The sequence below is a fragment of the Kitasatospora sp. NPDC089797 genome (assembly GCF_040684795.1).
Classification (GTDB): domain Bacteria; phylum Actinomycetota; class Actinomycetes; order Streptomycetales; family Streptomycetaceae; genus Kitasatospora.
Window position 1 is genome coordinate 1 of sequence record NZ_JBFBGS010000037.1, and the last position, 20,828, is coordinate 20,828.

Annotated in this window: 17 protein-coding genes; 11 read left to right on the top strand and 6 right to left on the bottom strand. The window is 75.8% G+C overall.

Going from position 1 to position 20,828, the window contains the following annotated elements:
• Positions 1-158: 158 nt before the first annotated feature.
• Complete coding sequence (locus tag AB0O91_RS27280; protein WP_363438112.1) at positions 159-3,089, bottom strand: BTAD domain-containing putative transcriptional regulator; 2,931 nt, start codon at positions 3,087-3,089, stop codon at positions 159-161.
• A gap of 546 nt (positions 3,090-3,635) precedes the next feature.
• Positions 3,636-4,367: a class I SAM-dependent methyltransferase gene (locus AB0O91_RS27285; protein ID WP_363438115.1), complete on the bottom strand. Its 732-nt coding sequence runs from the start codon at positions 4,365-4,367 to the stop codon at positions 3,636-3,638.
• A gap of 365 nt (positions 4,368-4,732) precedes the next feature.
• Between AB0O91_RS27285 and AB0O91_RS27290 the strand changes: the two genes are divergently transcribed.
• From AB0O91_RS27290 to AB0O91_RS27335, 10 genes are all read left to right on the top strand, one after another.
• Positions 4,733-6,277: an amino acid adenylation domain-containing protein gene (locus AB0O91_RS27290; RefSeq protein ID WP_363438118.1), complete on the top strand. Its 1,545-nt coding sequence runs from the start codon at positions 4,733-4,735 to the stop codon at positions 6,275-6,277.
• On the top strand, positions 6,267-6,509 hold the full coding sequence (locus AB0O91_RS27295; protein ID WP_363438120.1) for a phosphopantetheine-binding protein: 243 nt from the start codon (positions 6,267-6,269) through the stop codon (positions 6,507-6,509). The genes AB0O91_RS27290 and AB0O91_RS27295 overlap by 11 nt, the downstream gene beginning before the upstream one ends.
• Positions 6,506-7,855 carry an FAD-dependent oxidoreductase gene (locus tag AB0O91_RS27300; protein ID WP_363438123.1) on the top strand — a complete coding sequence of 450 codons (1,350 nt, stop codon included), beginning with the start codon at positions 6,506-6,508 and terminating at the stop codon, positions 7,853-7,855. The genes AB0O91_RS27295 and AB0O91_RS27300 overlap by 4 nt, the downstream gene beginning before the upstream one ends.
• A 156-nt stretch (positions 7,856-8,011) precedes the next feature.
• The gene (locus AB0O91_RS27305; protein WP_363438126.1) at positions 8,012-9,718 is read left to right on the top strand and encodes a class I adenylate-forming enzyme family protein; all 1,707 of its coding nucleotides are present in this window, start codon (positions 8,012-8,014) and stop codon (positions 9,716-9,718) included.
• A gap of 6 nt (positions 9,719-9,724) precedes the next feature.
• Complete coding sequence (locus AB0O91_RS27310) at positions 9,725-11,134, top strand: lysine 2,3-aminomutase (RefSeq protein WP_363438129.1); 1,410 nt, start codon at positions 9,725-9,727, stop codon at positions 11,132-11,134.
• A complete protein-coding gene (locus AB0O91_RS27315; RefSeq protein WP_363438131.1) occupies positions 11,131-12,174 on the top strand; it encodes a hypothetical protein in 1,044 nt (347 codons plus the stop codon). The genes AB0O91_RS27310 and AB0O91_RS27315 overlap by 4 nt, the downstream gene beginning before the upstream one ends.
• Complete coding sequence (locus AB0O91_RS27320; RefSeq protein ID WP_363438133.1) at positions 12,171-13,397, top strand: AMP-binding protein; 1,227 nt, start codon at positions 12,171-12,173, stop codon at positions 13,395-13,397. Before AB0O91_RS27315 ends, AB0O91_RS27320 begins: the two co-directional genes overlap by 4 nt.
• Positions 13,394-14,746, top strand: a complete 1,353-nt coding sequence (locus AB0O91_RS27325; RefSeq protein WP_363438135.1) for an MFS transporter — start codon at positions 13,394-13,396, stop codon at positions 14,744-14,746. The genes AB0O91_RS27320 and AB0O91_RS27325 overlap by 4 nt, the downstream gene beginning before the upstream one ends.
• Positions 14,743-15,624: an SDR family NAD(P)-dependent oxidoreductase gene (locus AB0O91_RS27330; RefSeq protein WP_363438138.1), complete on the top strand. Its 882-nt coding sequence runs from the start codon at positions 14,743-14,745 to the stop codon at positions 15,622-15,624. The genes AB0O91_RS27325 and AB0O91_RS27330 overlap by 4 nt, the downstream gene beginning before the upstream one ends.
• Positions 15,625-15,652: 28 nt before the next feature.
• Positions 15,653-16,921, top strand: coding sequence for a phenylacetate--CoA ligase family protein (locus AB0O91_RS27335; protein ID WP_363438141.1), 1,269 nt, complete (start codon positions 15,653-15,655; stop codon positions 16,919-16,921).
• Between the two features lie 18 nt (positions 16,922-16,939).
• Here AB0O91_RS27335 and paaI read toward each other — a convergent pair whose 3' ends face one another.
• On the bottom strand, positions 16,940-17,350 hold the full coding sequence (gene paaI, locus AB0O91_RS27340; protein ID WP_363438144.1) for a hydroxyphenylacetyl-CoA thioesterase PaaI: 411 nt from the start codon (positions 17,348-17,350) through the stop codon (positions 16,940-16,942).
• 222 nt (positions 17,351-17,572) lie between these two features.
• Between paaI and AB0O91_RS27345 the strand changes: the two genes are divergently transcribed.
• Complete coding sequence (locus AB0O91_RS27345) at positions 17,573-18,838, top strand: FAD-dependent monooxygenase (protein ID WP_363438147.1); 1,266 nt, start codon at positions 17,573-17,575, stop codon at positions 18,836-18,838.
• An 88-nt stretch (positions 18,839-18,926) separates the two neighbouring features.
• Here the strand turns inward: AB0O91_RS27345 and AB0O91_RS27350 are convergent, their stop codons facing one another.
• From AB0O91_RS27350 to AB0O91_RS27360, 3 genes are all read right to left on the bottom strand, one after another.
• Positions 18,927-19,337, bottom strand: a complete 411-nt coding sequence (locus AB0O91_RS27350; RefSeq protein WP_363438150.1) for a hypothetical protein — start codon at positions 19,335-19,337, stop codon at positions 18,927-18,929.
• A 194-nt stretch (positions 19,338-19,531) separates the two neighbouring features.
• A complete protein-coding gene (locus tag AB0O91_RS27355; protein ID WP_363438153.1) occupies positions 19,532-19,936 on the bottom strand; it encodes a pyridoxamine 5'-phosphate oxidase family protein in 405 nt (134 codons plus the stop codon).
• A gap of 117 nt (positions 19,937-20,053) precedes the next feature.
• Positions 20,054-20,767, bottom strand: a complete 714-nt coding sequence (locus AB0O91_RS27360; RefSeq protein ID WP_363438156.1) for a response regulator transcription factor — start codon at positions 20,765-20,767, stop codon at positions 20,054-20,056.
• Positions 20,768-20,828: the final 61 nt, after the last annotated feature.

The following is a 20,828-nucleotide window of genomic DNA, read 5'->3' on the forward strand; positions in this document are numbered from 1 at the left end:
GCGCCCCCCCCCCGCCGTGCACCCCCCCGGGCGGCCCCGCGGCACGGCGCGGCGGGGCCCCGGGCCCGCCGCCGGGCGCCCCGGGGCGGGGCCGCTCCTCCGTTCCACCGGACCGCTCCCGGAGCCCGGGCTCGGGCCTTCCGGCTCGGGCTTCCGGCTCAGGCCTCCACGAGCGCCGCGAGCCGCGCCACCAGCCGCTCCGCCTGGTCCGCCTCCGGCAGGCCGAGCCGGGCGAACACGGCCTGGCCGACCTGCGCCTGGGCCAGCCCTGCGCCGGGCCGCCCGAGGTCGCCCAGCACCTGTCCGATGACCACCAGCGCGTGCCCCCGCTCGCGCTCGATCCCCAGCTCCTCGCAGAGCGCCAGCGCCCGTTCGCCCTCGGCCAGCGCCGCGTCCAGCGCGCCCAGCACCCGCTGGGTCTCCGCCAGCCGGAAGCGGGCCTGCGCCTCCCGCCCGCGGATCCGGGCCGAGACGCACATGTCCAGGCACCGGGTGTAACTGGTGACGGCCTCCGGGTACCGCCCGGCCTCGTGCAGGGCCATGCCGTGCACGTACCAGGCGTACGAGATCCCGTGCGGGTCCGCCATGGCGTGCAGGTCGACCAGCGCCTGCTCGCAGGAGGCCACCGCCTCCTCCGCCAGCCCGCTGCGCAGCCGGGCGTGGGCCGCGTTCAGCATGGTCACCAACTCGCCGGAGCGGTGGCCGAGTTCCCGGGCGAGCTCGATCGCCCGGTCGTAGTAGTCGACCGCGTCGGTGTACCGCTGCTGGAACTGGGCGATCAGGCCCCGGTCGTTGAGCAGCTGGCGCAGGATCACCTTGTCGCCGACCCGCCGGCAGGCGTCGGTCGCCAGCCGGGCGTGCAGTTCCGCCTCGGCGAGCTGGGTGGAGTGCAGGGCGGCGTTGCCGCACACGAAGCGGGCCCGCCCCTCCGCCTGGTCGTTGCCCTGGAGCGCCGCCGTCTCCGCCGCCATCCGCGCCACCGCGGCGAGCTGGCCGTACGCGACGTCCCCGCCGAACGGGGTGAGCGAGACCAGCAGGTCGACGGCCGTGCACAGCATCGCCGGGTCCCGGCCGAAGGCGCCCCGGGCGGCCAGCGCGACCGCGCTGGTGGCGCAGTCGAACTCGGACTGCACCCAGGCCCGCGCGTCGGCCAGCGTGCCGAAGGCCGGGCGGGGCGTGGTGCCCGCGCCGAGCACGGCGCCCACCGGGTCACCGGGCACCATGCTCTGGAAGGCCGCGCAGGCGCCGGCGAGCAGGTGGTCGAGCAGGCGGCGCAGCGCCGCGGCGCCCGCCCCGCCGCCGCCGCGGTCGTCGTCGGCCCGGGCGGCGGTGAGCTGGAGGGCGAAGGAGCGGACCAGGTCGTGGTAGCGGTACCGGCCGGGCAGCGGCGCCTCCAGCATGGCCGCGTCGACCAGCGACTCCAGCACGTCCTCGGCGTCGTACGGGTCGAGGTCGAGCACCACGGCGGCGGCTTCCAGGCCGATGCCGGCCCGGGCGACCGGGGCGAGCAGGCGGAAGGCCCGGGCCTGTGCGGGGGTGAGCTGGTGGTACCCGAGTTCGAAGGCGGCCGCCACGGCCAGGTCGCCGGTGCGCAGTTCGCCGATCCGCAGCCGCTCGTCGGCGAGCCGGTCGTTGATGGACGCGATGGTCCAGCGGGGCCGGGCGGCCAGCCGGGCGGCCATGATCCGTACGGCGAGCGGGAGGTGGCCGCAGAGCGCGACCAGTTCGCCCGCGGCCTCCGGCTCGTCCAGGACGCGCCGGGCTCCGATGACCTCCCGCAGCAGTCCCAGCGCCTCGTCCGTGTCGAAGACGTCGAGGTCGAGGTGGGTTCCGGCGGGAAGCCCGGTGAGTCTGGCCCGGCTGGTGACGATCACCCCGCACCCGACCGAGCCCGGCAGCAGGGGTCTCACCTGGGCGGGGTCACGTGCGTTGTCCAGCATCAGCAGGACCCGACGGTGGCTCAGCGTGTCCCGGAACAGCCGGATCCGGTCCTCCAGCCCGGCCGGGATGCCCTGCGGGGGCACCCCCAGCGCGGCCAGGAAGCCGCCCAGGACCGTCCCGGGGTCGGCCGGTTCCAGGCTGTTGCCGCGCAGGTCGACGTGGAGCTGCCCGTCCGGGAAGTGCCGGACGGCCAGGTGCGCGGCCCGGACGGCCAGGGTGCTCTTGCCGATGCCGCCCATACCGGTGATGGACGCGACCGGTACGGCGACCCGGTCCGGGTCCCCGAGGACGGCGGCCAGTGCCGCCACCTGGGCCGCCCGGCCGGTGAAGTCGGGTGTGTCGGCGGGCAGTTGAGCGGGGGCGGCGGAGTCCGGCCCGGGCCGGGCCGGAGGCTCCTCACCGCTCCCGGGCGGCGGGGTGCGCTCGGCGGACCGCCCCCGGGGCGCCGCCAGCAGCATCGGGTCGCTGGCGAGGATCCGCTCGTGCAGGGCGCCGAGTTCGGGCCCGGGGTCGATGCCCAGCTCCTCGGCCAGCACGTGCCGGGCCCGGCCGAACACGGCGAGCGCCTCGGCCTGGCGCCCGGTCGCGTAGAGCGCCCGCATCAGGAAGCCGTACGGCCGTTCCTGCATGGGGTGTTCATGGGTGAACGCGATGAGCTCCGGGATCAGCAGCTCGTGCCGGCCGCCGCGCAGGTCGTGGTCGAAGCGCTCCTCCATCAGCGTCAGCCACAGCGCGGTGAGCCGGGAGCGCTGCTGCTCGGCGAACGGCCCGGGCACGCCGGCGAGCGGTTCGCCCTGCCAGAGCGCGAGGGCCTCGGCGAGCAGCCGGCCGCAGGCCGCCTCGTCCCCGAGGTCCCGGGCCCGCACGGCACCGGTGGCCAGCGCCTCGGCGTGCACCGCGTCCACCGAGGACGGGTCGATGAGCAGTTGGTAGCCGTCCCGCAGCGAGACCAGCCGTTTGGGCGCGGTGCGGTCGTCCTCCAGGATCCGCCGCAACCGCCAGGCGTAGGTGCGCAGACTCGACAGCGCGGAGTCCGGGGCCGCCTCCCCCCAGATCGCGGCGATCAGTTCGTGGGCGGAGACCGCCCGCCCCGAGCGAAGGAGCAGCGCCCCGAGCAGCGCCTGCTGCTGGGGTGCCCCGGTGGCCAAGCCGGTCTCCCCTCGGATGACCCGCACAGCACCCAGCACCGTGAACCGGATGTCCTCTCCCACGGACTCCAGCACCCCCTCCATGGCCGGCGCCGACGGCCCCCTCCGTCACGCCTCGCTAGTGTTTTCGTCAAACTGAGGACTGTTTATCACACCGGATGGCGCCTTTCATCGGGTCGCGGCCGTTCTTTTTGGAACACCCCCGGCCGCGAAATCCGCGCCCGCTCCCCGGCGACCATTAGGCACCGAATTGCGACGGCCCGCCACCGCCCTGAGCGGCCGGAACCCGCAGGGCAAAGCCCTTGTCGGAGCGAAGAGTTCGGCGATCGGAGGGCTTCCCGGACCCCCCTCCGCCGACGCGCCCCGGGCCTTCCGGCGGTTTGCCAATGAGGAAAGGGGAAGCCTGGACGGGGACTTCAAGGACTTCGCAGACATTCCCGCCATCACGCCTGCCGAGGCACCGGACCGCGACCGGGCCGCAGGCGCCGGCATTCGCCCCACCGCGGCCGGGCCCGCCCCGGGCGGTCGGGCCCGGCCGGTGAGTGCTCAGACCCGGAAGGCCAGCAGGCGGTAGCGCGGGGCGGGGCGCGGGGCGTCCTGGTCCGGCAGGGCGGCCAGCACCCTTACGGCGGCGGCCCGTTCGGCCGGATCCCGGCACCACGGGAGCCGGCCGCGCTCGGCGGCCGCCCGCCACTGCCGCGGGGTGCGCCCCTGGCCGAGCCCGGGGAAGCCGGCCTCGCCCGCCGGGGTCAGCCCGAGGGCGGCGGCCCGGGCCGTCAGCCGCCCGGCGTCGTCCGTCACCTGCGGGGCGTGCCGGCGGCGCAGATCGGCGGTGGCCTCGGCGAGATCGCTCGGCTCGGTGAAGTAGGCGTCGTTCTTGTCCACCGTGGTGACCATCACCCCGCCCGGGCGCAGCAGTCGGCGGGCCTCGGCCAGCACGGGCCCGGCGTCGGGCAGCAGGTGGAGCAGCCAGACCATCAGCACGGCGTCCACCGTGCCGCTGCGGAGCGGGAGTTGTGCGGCGTCGGCGCAGAGCAGGGCGCCGGGCAGCCGCCGGGCCGCGAGCCGCAGCATCCCGGGCGAGCGGTCGGCGCCCAGCACCGTCCGGCCGGGGCGGACCAGCCGGGCGGTGACGATGCCCGTCCCGCAGGCGAGGTCCAGCACCGTCCGCGGGTCGGCCGGGAGCAGTCGTTCGACGGCCGCCGCGGCGGCCCGCGCCCGCGGTTCGCCGCCCCGCGAGGCGTCGTAGTCCTGCGCCTCGGCGTCGTAGTCGAGCATCGGCCGCCTCCGTTCCGAGCGGTGGTCGAGCGGTAGTCAAGCGAACCGGCGGGCGGCCGGGCAAGGGGCGCGCACGGATCCGCCGGGACCGGGGAGGGGCGACCCGGCCGTCGTCCACCACATATCTGACAGAACGCCGGAACGCCCCGGCCGTACCGTCCTTGCCCGAACGGTCGGACCGGGCGGAGGCGGTTCACAGTTCCGCCACCGGGCCTTGGAAGAACGGCCCCAACATCCATTGTCGCCACGCATGTTCGAAGGTAGAGTCGCCGTTCGCCGAGCACGGACGAGTAGTTCTCAGTGCATTTGGGGCGAGCATGTCAAATAATCACGGTTCCCTTCGGGTCGCTCCCGACCTGCTTGACGTGTTCAGGGATATCGCGCGTCGGAATCCCCGCCGTCCGGCGATCGTCCACCACGGACGCACCCTGACCTACCACCGCCTCCTGGAGACGGTGAACGCCCTGGCCACCGCCCTGGGCCCGACACCCGGAACGGTCGCCGTACCGGCCGTCCACGCACCGGAAACGGTGGTCGCACTGCTCGGCGTGCTGACCGCCGGGGGCGTCTACTGCCCCGTCGATCCGGCATTCCCGGCGGCCCGCCGACACGCCATGGCAACGGCCGCGCAGTGCGGCGCCGCGGTGTCCGCACCCGGCACCGATCCGCTGCGACTCGGCCTGCGATTAGTGGAGTTACCGCAACCACCGGAAAAACCCGGAAACCCCCCGGTGCACCCGCCCGGGACCGACCCGGAACAACCGGCCTGCATTCTCTTCACATCGGGTTCGACCGGGCAGCCGAAACCCGTCCTGACCCCCCGCCGGGCCCTCACCACCACCGCCCGCGCCCTGGGCGGGCTGTTCGGGCTCACCCCCGGGGACCGGGTCCTCCAGTTCGCCTCGCTCAACTGGGACACCAGCTTCGAGGAGATCCTCCCGGCCCTCACCACCGGCGCGACCCTCGTCCTGGACCCGGACGCGCACAGCGGCTCCTTCCCCCGGTTCCTGCGGCTGCTCGAACGCGAGCGGATCACCGTGCTGGACCTGCCCACCGCCTTCTGGCACGAACTGGTCCACCACCTGGTCGACTCCGGCGACCGACTGCCCGACCACCTGCGCCTGCTGGTGATCGGCGGGGAGGCCGCCGCCCCCGCCCGGCTGGCCGACTGGGCCCGGCTGCCCACCGGCCGGATCCGACTGCTGAACACCTACGGCTGCACCGAGACCACCCAGATCACCCATGCCGTGGACCTGGCCGGCCCGCTGGCACGCGGGCGGACCTGGGACGGCAGCGCCCGCGCGCCGATCGGCCGCGCGCTGCCGCACGTCGTCGAACGCCTCGACGAGCAGGGCCAGTTGCTGATCGGCGGCCCGTCCCTGGCGCTCGGCTACCTCGGGCTGCCCGAGGCGACCGCGGCGCGCTTCACCACCCTGGACGGCGAACGGTTCTTCCGCACCGGCGACCGGACGACCCGCGACCCGGCCGGACTGCTCACCCACCAGGGCCGCCTGGACGGCGAGTTGAAGGTGCGCGGGATCCGGGTCGACCCGGCCGAGGTGGAGGCCCACCTCACCGGCCACCCCGCGGTCACCGCCGCCGCCGTCACCGGCGTCACCACGGCCGGCCGCACCACCCTGGTCGCGTACGTGGTGGCGCGCCCGCACCCCGCCGCCCGCGCGGCCGACGGCACCCCCGACCGCACACCGGCCCCGGCTCCGCAACACCCGCTGGACCGCGCCCTGCTGGACCACCTGCGCGCGCTGGTCCCCGGCCACCTGGTACCGGCCCGGATCACCCTCGTCCCCGCCCTGGTGCACACCCCGAGCGGCAAGGTCGACCGGGCCGGCTGCCACCGGCGCTACGCGGCTCCCCCCGACAGGTCGAAGGAGACCACCCTTGAGCACTGAGCCCGCCGCCCCCGCCACCGAGGAGGCCCTGGCCGCCGTCTTCCGGCGGGTCCTGGAACGCGAGGACGTCACCGCCGACTCCGACTTCTTCGACCTGGGCGGGGACTCCCTGGTCGCCACCCGGGTGCTGAGCGCCGTCGCCCGCGCCCACGGCGTGGAACTGACCTTGGCCGACTTCCTGTCCGCGCCCACCCCGGCCCGGCTCGCCGAGCGCATCGCGGCCGCCGCATGAACGACGGCCACAGACGCAGCGCGGTCGTGGTCGGCGCCGGCCTGGCCGGGCTCACCGCCGCGACCGGACTGGCCGCCCACGGCTTCGCCGTCACCGTCCTGGAGGCCCGGGACCGGGTCGGCGGACGCACCCACGGGATCGAGGCCGCCCCCGGCGTCCGGGTCGACGCCGGCGCCGCTTACCTCGGCGACCGGCACACCGAACTGCTCGCCCTGGCGGCCGACCTGGGGCTCCGGACCACCCCCACCACGATGCTCGGCGCCAGCCGCTTCGCGCTCGGCACGGACGCCCCCGGCGGCGGACCCGCCACCCGGGACGGCCGGTTCCCGCCGCTGGACGCCGTCGCCCTCGGCGACCTCTTCGAGCGGCTCACCGAACTCACCGACGCGGTACGGCCCGAGGCCCCCTGGCTCACCCCGGACGCCGCACACCTGGACACCCTGACCGCCGCCGACTGGGCCGAGCAGCACCTCACCCACCCGGACGCCCGGCTCTTCTTCCCGCTCTTCCTCGGCGAGATGTGCGCCGCCGACCCGGCCGAGGTGTCCGTCCTCCACCTCGCCTTCTACCTGCGCTCCGGCGGCGGCCTGCGCTACCTCAACGCCTTCGCCGGCGGCGCCCAGCAGGACCGGATCGACGGCGGCGCCCACCAGGTGTGCGAGCGGATGGCCGAACCGCTGGGCGCCCGGGTCAGGCTCGGCGAGACCGTCCGGGCCGTGCACCAGGACGACCGGGCGGTGACCGTGCACACCGACCGGGGCGCCCACCGGGCCGACGTCGCCGTGCTGGCCCTGCCGCCGCTGCTCGCCGACACGATCCGCTACGAACCCGCGCTGCCCGCGCCGCGCGCCGGGGAACGCACCGCGCGCGGCTGCGCCGTCAAGGTCCACCTGGTCCACCCGGCACCGCTCTGGCGCGCACACGGCCTCTCCGGCTGGTCGGTGAACGCCCGGGGGCCGCTGCTCTCCACCGTGGACGACTCGCCCCCGCAGGGCATCGGCGTCCTGACCGGCTTCGTCACCGGCGCCGAGGCCCACCGCTTCGCCGCACTGCCCCCCGAGCAGCAGCGCGCCGAGGCGGTCGGCCAGGCCGCCGAACTGTTCCCGATGCTCCCCGAGCCGATCGCCGTGCACATCACCGACTGGCTCAACGACCCGCACAGCCGGGGCTGTTACGCCGCCCTGCTGGGGCCCGGCGACTGGCTCCGCACCGGCCCCACGCTCACCGCGCCGCACCGGCGGGTGCACTGGGCCGGCACCGAGACCAGCACCGCGTTCTTCGGCCTGATGGAGGGTGCGGTCCGCTCCGGCCGGCGGGTGGTCGCCGAAGTGCTCGCCCGCGACTGAACCCCGCCGCGCCCGCCGCCCCACCCGGGCTCCCCGGCCCCCACGGCCCCACCGCCCGTCCCCGGCCCCACCGCCCCGCCTCGACCCCGCCTCCCCCTCACCCCGGCGCCCGTCCCACCCGGACCCGCGCCCGGCACCCCACGTCCGGAGACCGCCATGAGCGACCAGTCCCCCATCGCGCCCCTCGCCGCCAGGGAGCGGCTGATGACCGAACCCGGCCTCGGGGCCGGCAACTTCCTCGACCACGCGGTCGCGGCGAACCCCCACCGGTCCGTGCCGTTCGTCTTCACCCACCGCACCGACCACCGCGGCGAGGTCGTGCTGCGCGGCCACAGCCTGCTCGACCTGGTCGCCCTGCGCGACCGCTACGCCGCCTGGTACCACGCCAACGGGGTGCGCCCCGGCGAGCCGGTCGCCGTGGTGGTCGGCGAGGGCCTGGAACCCCTGCTGCACTTCCTCGCCCTCACCTCGCTCGGCGCCGTCCCCGCGCTGGTGAACGACGCGATGCGGCACGACGTGCTGGTGCGCTACCTGGACCACGTCGGGGTGGTCGGCGTGGTCGCCGACGACACCACCCGGCTGGCCGCCGCCTACCGGCAGGACCCGCAGCGCCGCCCCCGCTTCCTCGCCCTCGCCGCCGAGGTGCGGGCCTTCGACGCCGCGGCCGTCGCCCTGCCCGCCGACCACCCGTACCGGCACGCCGCCGACGACGTGGTGGCGCTGATCCACTCCTCCGGCACCACCGGCACCCCCAAGTCGACCATGCTGGCGCACCGCGGCTTCTGGGACGGCAAACAGCCCCGGATGACCCGCTTCCCCGCCGAACCGTACGACCGGCTGATGTCGCTGATGCCGCACACCCACGCGGGCGGCCTCAGCTACTTCCTCACCGCCGTGCTGCTCGGGCTGCCGACCGTGGTGATGTCCGACTGGCGCCGCGCCGCCGTCGAGCCGGTGATGGAGGCCTTCCGGCCGACCATGGTGGCCTCCTTCCCGCGCACCTTCGTCGAACTGGCCACCGGCGAGCTGCCGGTGCGGGGCGCGGCCCGGGTGCACTCCTGGTTCAACACCGGTGACAGCGCCCACCACGGGCACATCCGCCGGCTGGTCACCCTCGGCGAGCGGCCGGCCGGGCTGATCCGCCCCTGGCTGCTGCCGCACGAGAAGGCCGAGCAACCCGCCCTGCCCGGTTCGCAGTTCATCGACGGCCTGGGCTCCTCCGAGATGGGCATGGCACTGTTCGGCCAGGTCACCACCCCGGAGAGCACCCGGGACGACCGCTGCGTCGGCCGGCCGCTGGAGGTGGTCCGCCGGGCCGCCGTGCTGGACCACGACGGCACCGAACTCCCGGACGGCACCGTCGGGTTGCTCGCCATCGACGCCCCCTCGCTGACCCCCGGCTACTGGAACGACGCCCGGCTGACCGCGAGCTTCGAGCTGGCCGGCTACTGGCTCACCGGCGACGTCGCCCGCCGCGACGGCGACGGCCGCTTCCACCACCTCGACCGCACGGTGGACGTCATCGACACCACCGACGGCCCGGTCTACAGCCTGCCGGTCGAGGAGGTGCTGCTGGCCGACTGCGCCGAGCTGGTCCGGGACTGCGCGGTCATCGGCGTCCCGGCCGGCCCCGGCGCCGGGCAACTCCCCGTCGCCGTCGTCCAGTTGCAGACGGAGGCGACGGGCACCGGAGCCGACGAGGTGCGGACCGCCGCCAACCGGGCACTGGCCGCCGCCGGACTGCCCGAGCTGGCCGCCGTCCGCCTCGCCCTGACCCCCGGGGACTTCCCGCTCGGGCCGACCGGCAAGGTGCTCAAACGCGAGCTGCGCACCCGGCACGCCGCCCTCCTCACCGACCGGTAGGACGCCGTGGACCACCGCGCCGCCCACCCCGTGATCCGCCAGCCGTACCAGTACGTCCGGACGCCCCTGGTCGAACCGGACTGGCGCCGGCTGCCCGGCTGGCGGCAGGTCACCGAGGCGCAGTGGCGCGACGCCCAGTGGCAGCGCGCCCACTCCGTCCGGACCGCCCGCCAGCTGCGGGCCGTCGTCGGCGACCTCCTCACCGACCGCTTCCACGACGAACTCGCCGCCGACCAGGCCGGGTTCGCCACCATGCCGACGCTGCTGCCGCCGCAGGTGCTGAACACCATGGCGGCCGACGCCCCGACCACGCCGGCGGCCTTCACCGAGGCCTTCCTGGCCGACCCGGTGCGCCGCTACATGCTGCCCGTGCGCAGCGACCGCCACCCCCGCTGGCCCAGCCACCCGCGGGCCGAACGGGACTCGCTGCACGAGGCGGACATGTGGGCCGTCGAGGGCCTGACCCACCGCTACCCCACCAAGGTGCTGGCCGAGCTGACCGCCACCTGCCCCCAGTACTGCGGCCAGTGCACCCGGATGGACCTGGTCGGCACCTCCACCCCGCAGGTCGCCAAGACCCGGCTGCTGCTGCGCCCCGCCGACCGCCAGGAGCAGATGCTGGACTACCTCAAGCGCACCCCCGCGGTGCGCGACGTGGTGCTCTCCGGCGGCGACCTCGCCAACGTGCCCTGGCCGCGCCTGGAGTCCTTCCTGCTGCGGCTGCTGGACCTCGGCTCGGTCCGCGACATCCGGCTGGCCAGCAAGGCCGTGGTGGGCCTGCCCCAGCACTGGCTCCAGCCCCGGGTGCTGGCGGGCGTGGCGCGGGTCGCGGCGATCGCCGCCCGCCGGGCCGTCAACCTGGCCGTGCACACCCACGCCAACCACGTCCGCTCGGTCACCCCGCTGGTCGCCGAGGCGGCCCGGGCCCTGCTGGACGCGGGCGTGCGGGACGTCCGCAACCAGGGCGTGCTGATGCGCGGCGTCAACGACACCCCGGAGGACCTGCTGGACCTCTGCTTCGCCCTCCAGGGCGAGGCCAACGTGCTGCCGTACTACTTCTACCTCTGCGACCTCGTCCCGGGCGCCGAGCACTGGCGCACCCCGCTGCACCGGGCCCAGCACCTCCAGGAGGCGATCATGGGCTACCTGCCCGGCTACGCCACCCCGCGCCTGGTCTGCGACGTCCCGCACGTCGGCAAGCGCTGGGTGCACCAGGCGGTGGCGTACGACCGGGAGCGCGGCATCTCGTACTGGACCAAGAACTACCGCACCAGCCTGGAGGGCGGCGCCGCCGACGGGCCCGCCGACCTGGACCGCCGCCACCCCTACTACGACCCGGTGGACACCCTCCCCGAGGCCGGCCGCCGCTGGTGGTCCGGGCCGGCCGCCGCCCCCGCACCCCGAGGAGCCGCATGAACGCCCCCGAGCCGGCCGGTCCGCTGCGCCGGATGTGCTGGATCTTCCCCGACCGGGAGTCCTCCCGGATGGCCGAGATGTGGCACGGCTTCTTCTGGGACCTCTACGCCGAGAGCGCCGCCGACCTCGGCCTGCGCTGGAGCCGGCACGCCCCCGACGCGGTCAGCGTGGACGCCACCGGCCCCGGCCGCCCCCGGGTCTACGTGGACGACGAGCCGGTGACCCCCGAGTGCACCCTGTTCATCACCGCGCTCTACTCGCTGCCGTACCAGTCGATGGACGTCTTCAACCAGTACGCCCTCTACGCGGTGCTCGAACAGGCCGGCTTCTACCTGCCGTTCCCCCCGCAGGTGTCGCTGATCGGCAACGACAAGCTGGCCACCCTGCTGTTCCTGGCCGACTCCCCGGTGCCGACCATCCCGACGGTGCGGATCGGCACCGGCCGGGACACCGCCAAGCACGGCTACGAGGTGGCGCTCGGGTCGATGACCTACCCGGCCATCGTCAAGCCCGCCGGCTGGTGCGGCGGCGGCGGGATCAACCTGGCCCGCGGCCCCGAGGACGTCCGGGGCCTGGCCAGCCTGGCCCAGGGCGGCGACACCACCCTGGTGATCCAGCCGTACCTGGGCGACGGCACCGTCGACTACCGGGTGTACGTGGTCGACGGCCGCCCGTACGCGGTGATGAAGCGCACCCCCGAGCCGGGCTCCCCGGTCGCCAACGCCAGCCGCGGCGGGGCGATGGAGTTCCCCCCGGTGCCGCCCGAACTCGCCGCCGCCACCGCCTGGTTCGCCGAGCGGCTGCCGATCCCGTTCTTCTGCGTCGACTTCCTCCACGACGGCGAGCGCTACTGGTTCTCCGAGCTGGAGCCGGACGGCGTGATCGCCCCCGACCGCACCGACCCGGACCGCACCCTCCAACGGGACGTCACCCGGGCCCGGTTCGCCGCCTACCGGGACGGCCACGCGAAGTGGCTCGCCGACGGCGCCCGCCCGCTCACCCTCCCCCTCGGCCCCGCGCACCGGACGGACCCCCGATGACCGCCTTCTCGCTCTCCCCCGAGGCCGCCGGGCCCGGGCTGGCCGTGGCCGCCCGCACCCTGGAACGGCTGCGCGGCGTCCCCGCGCTGGCCGCGCGCTACCCGCGGCACCTCGGCGCCGACTCGCTGGAGCGGCTCGCCGCACTCCCCCCGCTGGCCAAGGACGACCTCAACACCGCCCTCGCCCATCTGGAGCCGACCGCCGAACACGCCGCCACCTGGCTGTTCCAGAGCGGCGGCTCCACCGGCGCCCCCCAGGTCGGCCACGCCCCCACCGGCTTCTACATGGCCGGGGTGCACGCCCACTGGCAGCCGCTCGACCGCTCCGACCTCTTCGTCAACGCCTGGGGCGCCGGCCGGATGTGGGGCGCCCACTTCCTCGCCGCCGCGCTCGCCGACCTCTCCGGCTGCCGGATCATCGCCCTCGGCTCGGTCTCCCGGGAGGAGTACGGCCCCTGGCTGGAGTTCCTGGCCGCCCGCCGGGTGACGGCCATCGGCGGCACCCCCAGCGTGCTGCGGCTCTGGTTCGCCCACGCCCGCGCCGCCGGGATCGGACTCCCGGCGCTGCGCAAGGTGTTGTGGCTCGGCGAGGCCTGGCAGCCCCAGCTCGCCGCCGACCTCGCCGAAGTCGCCCCGCAGGCCCGGCGCTGGGGCATGTTCGGCAGCACCGAGACCTGGGTGGTGGGCACCAACACCCCGGACTGCCCGGCGGACGTCTTCCACCCGCTGCCGCACCAGCTGGTGCACGCCGCCCCCGACGGCCTGCTGGACTTCACCAGCCTGGACCCGGCGACCCTCAACCCGGTGCTGCGCTACCGCACCGGCGACGCGGGCGGGTTGACCGGCTGCCCGTGCGGCCGCCCGGAGCCCGCGATGCGGGTGCTGGGCCGGCGCGACAGCGTCGTCCAGGTGCGCGGCCTCGGGCTGGACGTGGACGAGCTGATCGCCCGGGCGGAGCGCACCCCCGGCGTGGCCCGGGCGCAGGTCGTGCTGACCGAACGGGGCGGCCGGGCCAGCGGCGTGGACGTCCTGGTGGTCCCCGCCGGGCCGGCGCCCGCCCCCGACGTCGAACGGCTGCGCACGGAACTGTTCAGCGCCACCTTCACCCTCGGCACCGCCTTCCAGCACGACCCGGAGGCCTTCCGGGTCCGCCCGGTGGAGGAGCTGGTCAGCAACGGCCGCACCGGCAAGACCGCCGCCCTGGTCGTCCGGGAGGAGTCGTGACGGCGGCCCCGGCGCGCCCCCGCCCCGGCCGCCCCCCGGCCCGGGCGACGCCGCTCGGCCGGAGCTTCGCCGTGTTCTGGACCGGGCAGACCGTCAGCCTGGTCGGCGACAAGGTCACCGTGTTCGTCGTGCCGACCCTGATGATCTTCGCGCTGCACGCCTCGGCGCTCCAGGTCGGCGTGGTGGCGATGGCCCAGTACCTCGGCATCCCGCTGCTCGGCCCGGTCGCCGGCGTCCTGGTCGACCGCTGGGACAAGCGCCGCACCATGCTCGTCTGCGACCTCGTCCGGCTGGCCGCGGTCGCGGCCGTCCCGCTGGCCTACGCGCTCGGCGTGCTCTCCACCCCGCTGCTGTTCGGCTGCGTGGCCGTGATCAGCGGCGCGACGATCTTCTTCAACGTCGGCTACCTGGTCGCCGTCCCCGCCGTGGTGCCCGAGGACGGCATGGTGCGCGCCTACTCCCGGCTGGAGGGCAGCGGTTCGGTCGCCGAGGTCGCCGGGCCGTCCGTCGCCGCCGCCCTCTACAGCGCGCTCGGCGTGGCCGCCCTGCTCGTCGACGCGGCCAGCTACCTGGTCTCGGCGCTCTGCTTCCGCGGCATGCGCCCCTGGGGCGAACGGACCGTCGCGGAGGGCGGTGTGCGGGAGCGGCTGACCCGCGGCTTCCGGCTCAACTGGGCCGACCCGGTGCTGCGCCGGGTGGTGCTGGCCGCCGTCGTGCTCAACTGCGGCGGGCCGGTGTTCGTCACCGTGCTGCCCGTCCTCGCCTACCGCGGCCTGGGCGTGCGGGTCGGCGTCTTCGGCGCGGCCATGTCGGTCGCGGCCCTGGGCGCGCTGCTCGGCGCCGTGGTCGCGCCCCGGCTCTCCCGGCGGTTCGGCCTGGGCCGGACGATGGCCTGGTCGCTGCTGCTGCACTGCCTGGTCGGACTCGGCGTGCTCGCCGCCCCCGCCCTGCCGCCCGGCCCGGTGATCGCCGTGACCATGGGCTGCTACGGCTTCTTCATGTCCTGCATCAACGTGTGCAGCGCCCCCGTCCGGCAGTCCCGGATGACCGCGCACCACCAGGGCGTGATGCACGCAGCCTTCCGGACCGTCACCTGGGGGGTGATCCCGCTCGCCGCCCTGGTCGGCGGCCTGGCGGTGTCACTGCTCACCGGACCGCTCGGCGTCCTGGACGCCGCCCGGCTCGCCATGGCCGGCGGCACCCTGCTGGCCGCCTGCTCCTTCCTCCCCGCGCTCGGCCTCCAGCCGCTGCTGGACGCCGCCGGGCGCACCGGACCTCCCGCCGCGGAGGGCACCGGGACGACGCCGGCGGAGGGCACCGGGCCGACCCCGGCGGAGGGCACGGCATGAGCCCGGCCGACGCCGTCGACCCCGCCGGCCGGGTCCTGCTGGTCACCGGCACCTCCTCCGGCATCGGCCTGGCCACCGCCGTCGCCGCGGCCCGGGCCGGCTACACCACGGTCGCCACCCTGCGCGATCCCGCCCGGGCCGGGGCGCTGCGCGCCGCCGCCGAGGCCGCCGGGGTCACCGTGGACGTCCGCCGGCTCGACGTCACCGACCCCGGCTCGGTCACCGACTGCCTGGCCGCCGTGCGGCACGCGTACGGGCGGCTGGACGCCCTCGTCAACAACGCGGGCGTCGCCAACTCCGACCCCACCCTGGAGATGTCCACCGACGCGGCGCTGCGCGCCAACCTGGAGGTCAACTTCTTCGGCGTCGCCACCGTCAGCCGGGCCGCCCTGCCGCTGCTGCGCGCCGCCGGCGGCCGGCTGGTCACCGTCGGCAGCGTGCACGGCGTGGTCGGCCAGCCCTTCAACGAGGCCTACTGCGCGGCCAAGTTCGCCGTCGAGGGCTTCCTGGAGGCGCTCGCCCCGGTCGCCGCGGCGCACGGCGTCCGGGTCTCCGTGGTGGTGCCGGGCTTCGTCCCGGACACCCGGTTCGGCATCTTCCCCGACGTCGACCGCACCACCCTCCGGGCCGCCTCCGGCCCGTACGCGCCCACCTTCACCGACTACCTCGACCGGCTCGGCGCGGGCTGGGAGTCGGCCGGCCAGCCCGCCCACGAGGTCGCCGAGGTGGTGGTCCGCACCCTGCGGGCGCGGCGGCCGCCGTTCCGGGTGCCCGCCGGCGCCTGGGCCGCCGACTACCTGGCCGCCAAGCTCGCCGACCCCGACGGCTCCACCGTGCAGGCCCTCGCCCGCGGCTGGCTCGGCCGGCCCCCGTCCTGAACCGCCCACCCCTCCCTGGAGTCCCGCCATGCCCGCCAAGCCCCTGGCCGAGCTGATCCGCTTCGCCCGCGCCCACTCGCCGTTCTACGCCGAGCTCTACCGCGACCTGCCGGCCGGCACCGACCGGCTCGACCTGCTCCCGGTGGTCGACCAGAGCGCGTTCTGGGCCGCCAACACCTGGCCCGACAACCGGGTGCTGACCGGCCCGCTCACCGACGCCGGCGTCTACAAGACCGGCGGCACCACCGGCGTCCCCAAGTTCTCGCCCTGGACCCGCACCGAACACGCCGACTCGGTCACCGCGTTCGGCGCCGGACTGGTCCGGGCCGGGCTGCGGCCCGGGCACCGGGTCGCCAACCTCTTCACGGCCGGCGAACTCTACGGCGGCTTCCTCTACATCGAGAACGCCCTGCACCACGCCCCGGTGGACAACGTGCGCCTCGGCGTCGGCGGCGCCGCCCCCGACCCCTCCATCGCCGACCTGATCACCGGCTTCGGCGTGCACGTGCTGGCCGGCGAACCGATGAAGCTCAGCGCCGTCGCCGAGTGCCTGCTCGCCCGCGGCGAACCGGCCGAGGGCGTCGAACTGCTGCTGTTCGGCGGCGACCTGCTCTTCGCCGACCTGCGCCCGCTGCTCGCCCGGGCCTTCCCCGCGGCGGCCGTCGCCTCGGTCGGCTACGCCTCCAACGACGCCGGGCTGGTCGGCGCGCCCGTGCCCGGCGAGGACCCCCGGGTGCACGAGGCCTTCGCCGACCGCACCGTGGTCGAACTCCTCGACGAGGTCACCGGCGAGCCCGTCACCGCCCCCGGCACGCCCGGCCGGGTCGTGGTCACCAACCTGTTCCGCACCCTGATGCCGATCCTGCGCTACCCCACCGGGGACCGCGCCGAGTGGGTCGACGACGGGTGCCGCCGCTTCCGCCTGCTCGGCCGCTCCACCGAGGGCGCCCGGGTCGGCACCGTCACGCTGCCCACCGAGGAGGTCCGGGCCGTGCTGCTCGCCGCCGACCCGGACCGGCACATCGCCGGGATGCAGCTGGTGGTCCGCCGCCGGGACGGCCGCGACGGCGTGCTGCTGCGGCTCGGCCACGTCGGCCGGCCGCCGGCCGACGAACTCGCCGCGCTGGCCGACCGCCTGATCGCCGCCGTCCACACCGCCCTGCCGCTCTACCCGGACGAGGTCGCCCTCGGCAGCATCCACGACCTCACGGTGGAGTGGGTGCCGCGCTCGGAGCTGGTCACCAACCCGCGCACCGGCAAGCTCCAGCAGGTCCTGGACGAACGCCCGCGGGACTGACCGCGGCCGGCCGGCCGCTCAACCGCCCTGCGGCCGGCCGCCGATCGCCACGCTCTGCCCGCGGAACTCGGCGATCACCCGGCCGTCCGCCCGGCGCACCGTCACGTCGTAGATCCCGGTGCGCCCGGCCCGCGAACGCTCCACCGCCTCGGCGACCAGCTCGTCCCCGACCGCCGCCGGGGCCAGGAAGACCACCTGGGCCGCCTGCGCCACGGTCACCGGGCCGTGGCTGTTGCAGGCGTACGCGAACGCGGCGTCGGCCAGCAGGAAGAGGAACCCGCCGTGCGCCGTGCCGTGCCCGTTCACCATCGTCGCCGCCACCGTCATCCGCATCACCGCGCGCCCGGCGGACACCTCCGCCAGGACGATGCCCAGGGAGCGGCTGGTCTCGTCCCGCTCGTACAGCGCGGCGATCACGGGGTCGAACACGGCGGCGCGGTCCCTCCGTCGGCGGGTGTCCGGACCAGCGTAGCGGACCGACCCGCTCCGGCTGCCGGCCGACGCCTCGCCAACTCCCTTGCCGCGAGGTGCCGGTGACCTGTCAGCGGGATGTCGGCGGTCTGTCGGTCCGGTCAGCGGTACGGCAGTGTGCTGTGAGCGGGCCCGCGCAGGCTGGTCCACGACAGCAGCACCGACCCACCGGAGGCCACCGTGACGATCAACACCCCGACGGAGAAGTCCGCTTCGCGCCCCGCCGACGCCCGACCCCGGGCCTCGGTCCTGGTCTCCGGCGCCGGGATCGCCGGCACCGCCCTCGCCTACTGGCTGGACCGCTACGGCTTCCGGGTCACCGTCGTGGAGCGCGCCCCCGCGCTGCGCGGCGGCGGCCAGGCCGTCGACATCCGCGGCAACGCCCTGGACGTCGTCGACCGGATGGGCCTGCTGGCGGAGGTCCGGGCCCGGAAGACCGGACTGCGCGGGATGTCCCTGCTCGACGGGGACGGCAACGAGCTGAAGCGCACCACCGAGTGGACGGCCAGCGGCGGCGCGGTCGGCGGGCCCGACGTGGAGATCCTGCGCGACGAACTGGCGGAGCTGATCGCCGGGGCGACCGGGCCGGGCGTCGAGTACCTCTTCGACGACTCCGTCGACACCCTCGTCCAGGGCGCGGACGGCGTCCAGGTCCGGTTCCGCAGCGGCACCGAGCGCCGCTTCGACCTGATCGTGGGCGCCGACGGGCTCCACTCCGCCACCCGCCGCCTGGTCTTCGGCCCCGAGGCCGACTACCTCCGCTCCACCGGCACCTACATCGCCGGCTGGAGCGTCCCCAACCACCTCGGCCTCGACCACTGGGAGATCATCCACCAGCACGACGGCCACTGGGGCTCGCTGGTGATGACCGTCCGCGACAACACCGAACTGCGGGTCTTCGTCGGCTTCGCCACCGACGAGCCGCTGGACCGGATGCTCCCCCGCGACCGCGCCGACCAGCGCGCGCTGGTCGCCGAGCGCTCCGCCCACCTGCGCTGGGAGGTGCCGCGCTTCCTCGAGGCGATGTGGCGCACCGAGGCCTTCCACTACGACGTGGTCGCCCAGATCCGGATGGACCGCTGGTCGAAGGACCGGGTCGCGCTGGTCGGCGACGCCGGCTACTGCTGCTCCCCGCTCACCGGCCAGGGCACCAGCGTGGCCCTGACCGGCGCCTACGTCCTGGCCGGGGAACTGCACGCGGCGGACGGCGACCACCGTGCCGCCTTCCCCGCCTACGAGCGCCGCCTGCGCGAGCACGTCGCCGCCAACCAGGCCATCCTCGACCTGACCCACCGGGGCACCGGACCCTTCGGGTCGCTGGACGGCACGGCGGCGCGCGAGGACGGGGACGAGGACGGGGGCATCGCGGGCTTCGACCGGCCGGGCGTCGAGATGGAGGAGGCCTTCCGCGCCGCCACCGTCTTCGACCTGCCCGACTACTCCTGACCGACCGTCACCGCGTCGCCCCGCGCGGCACCGCGCGGCACCGCCCCGCGCCCGGCAGCGGGCGCGGGGCGGCGGGCCGCCGGGGCCGTCAGGAGACCGCGAGGGTGACCTTCCAGGTGACGACCCACGGCGGGCAGACCGAGCCGCGGTCCGGGACGCAGCGACCGATCGCGGTGATGACGCCCGTCCCGGCAGCCGTCGCCGTGAAGGTCGCGTGGGAGTCGCCGTCGGCGTCGGCGCTGCCCGCCGTCTGCGCCAGCAGGCCGGGCGTCGCGCTGCTCGGCGGGTACCAGTACCAGGTCACCGTGTGGTCGCGCACCGCCGCGACGTCCACCTGCACGGTGTCACCGACGTTCGCCGCGACAGTGGTCCCGCCGTCCGCGCCGACGACGGAGACGGTGGCGGCGGTCCGGGCCTCCGCCGCCGGGGCGGCGGCCACGGCCCCCAGGGTCAGGGCCAGGGCGGCGGCGGGCACGGCGAGCAGTCTCAGGGCGTTCATGGCACTCCCGGTAGTCGGAGCTCGGAGGATCGGCGCCGGAGGATCGGCGCTCGGAGCCTCCCGTCTACCGGCCCCCGCCGGTGCCTGACAACGCCCTCCCGCCGTCACCGGGCGAAGCTGCGACGAACGCAGGCCCCGGCGGGCCCACCGATCGCCGTAGCGGCCCTCCGCCACCGCCCGGGAGCCGTCGGCCGCTACAGCAGGCGGCGGCCGATGACCAGTTCGGGCCTGATCCGGATCCGCACCGCGTCCGGGGCCGCACCGGGGGCCGGGCGGACCTGGGCGCGGCCCAGCACGGTGACGAACCAGCCGGAGCCGTCCCGGCCGTCCACCTCGTCGGCCTCGAAGGCGATCACCGCGCCGTCCACCGCCCGGGCCAGTTCGGAGTCGGCGGGCGCCGAGACCAGCACCCCGCCGGGCGCCAGCCGGAACGGCACCGGGAGCACCGCCGGGAGGGCGCCGACGGTGTAGACCACCCGGCCGACCGGGGCCCGGCCCAGCAACTCCATTGCCCGCCGCCGGTCGAGTTCGCGGAGGCCGGGCCGGTCCGGGAGGTCGGCGGAGGAGGGCCGGGGGGACGGAACGTGATCGCGCATCATGCGAGCGATGCTCGCCCGGGGCCGGGCCCGCCCACGAGGGCCGATGGTCCCGCCGAGGGGCCCCGGGCGGCGGGGCCGTCAGGCCCGCCCTCACCGGTCAGCACACGTAGGGCGTTGTCAGATACGCCCGAGACGCGGCTGCGCGGACCGCTCCGCCGACTGCCGCAGCTCGGTGGCGATCAGTGCCGCCTGCACCCGGCGCTCCACCCCGAGCTTGGCGAGCAGCCGGGACACGTGGTTCTTCACCGTCTTCTCGGCCAGGTAGAGCCGCTCGCCGATCTGCCGGTTGGTCAGCCCTTCGCCGATCAGCGCCAGCACCTCCTGCTCGCGCGCCGTCAGCCCCGGCCCGGCGGTCACCGGCTGGGCGGGCTCGGCGTCACTGCGCAGCCGGTTGAGCAGCCGGGTGGCCGCGCCGGGGTCGAGCATCGACCGGCCGGAGGCGACGGTGCGGACGGCGGCGACCAGGTCGGTGCCGCTGATCTGCTTCAGCACGTACCCGGCGGCGCCCGCCATCACGGCGTCCAGCAGCGCCTCCTCGTCGTCGAAGGAGGTCAGCATCAGACAGGCCAGGTCGGGCATCCGCGAGCGCAGCTCCCGGCAGACCGACACCCCGTCGCCGTCCCCCAGCCGGACGTCCAGCACCGCCACGTCGGGCCGCAGCGCCGGCACCCGCACCAGGGCCTGTTCGGCCGTCGCGGCCTCCCCGACCACCTCGAGGTCCGGCTCGCCGTCCAGCAGGTCGTGCACCCCGCGGCGCACCACCTCGTGGTCGTCCAGCAGGAACACCCGGATCGGCGCCGGAGTCCCGGCCCCCTCCGCCTCGGTCGCCATCACGCGGCTCCACCTTCGTTCACACCCCCGCACACTCCCAGCGGGGCCCACCGCATCATCC

Bases quoted from the DNA above. Each gene is read 5' to 3' on its own strand.
- AB0O91_RS27285 (WP_363438115.1), bottom strand. From the start codon at position 4,367: ATGCTCGACTACGACGCCGAGGCGCAGGACTACGACGCCTCGCGGGGC.
- AB0O91_RS27300 (WP_363438123.1), top strand. From the start codon at position 6,506: ATGAACGACGGCCACAGACGCAGCGCGGTCGTGGTCGGCGCCGGCCTG.
- AB0O91_RS27305 (WP_363438126.1), top strand. From the start codon at position 8,012: ATGAGCGACCAGTCCCCCATCGCGCCCCTCGCCGCCAGGGAGCGGCTG.
- AB0O91_RS27315 (WP_363438131.1), top strand. From the start codon at position 11,131: ATGAACGCCCCCGAGCCGGCCGGTCCGCTGCGCCGGATGTGCTGGATC.
- AB0O91_RS27320 (WP_363438133.1), top strand. From the start codon at position 12,171: ATGACCGCCTTCTCGCTCTCCCCCGAGGCCGCCGGGCCCGGGCTGGCC.
- AB0O91_RS27330 (WP_363438138.1), top strand. From the start codon at position 14,743: ATGAGCCCGGCCGACGCCGTCGACCCCGCCGGCCGGGTCCTGCTGGTC.
- AB0O91_RS27335 (WP_363438141.1), top strand. From the start codon at position 15,653: ATGCCCGCCAAGCCCCTGGCCGAGCTGATCCGCTTCGCCCGCGCCCAC.
- AB0O91_RS27350 (WP_363438150.1), bottom strand. From the start codon at position 19,337: ATGAACGCCCTGAGACTGCTCGCCGTGCCCGCCGCCGCCCTGGCCCTG.
- AB0O91_RS27355 (WP_363438153.1), bottom strand. From the start codon at position 19,936: ATGATGCGCGATCACGTTCCGTCCCCCCGGCCCTCCTCCGCCGACCTC.
- AB0O91_RS27360 (WP_363438156.1), bottom strand. From the start codon at position 20,767: ATGGCGACCGAGGCGGAGGGGGCCGGGACTCCGGCGCCGATCCGGGTG.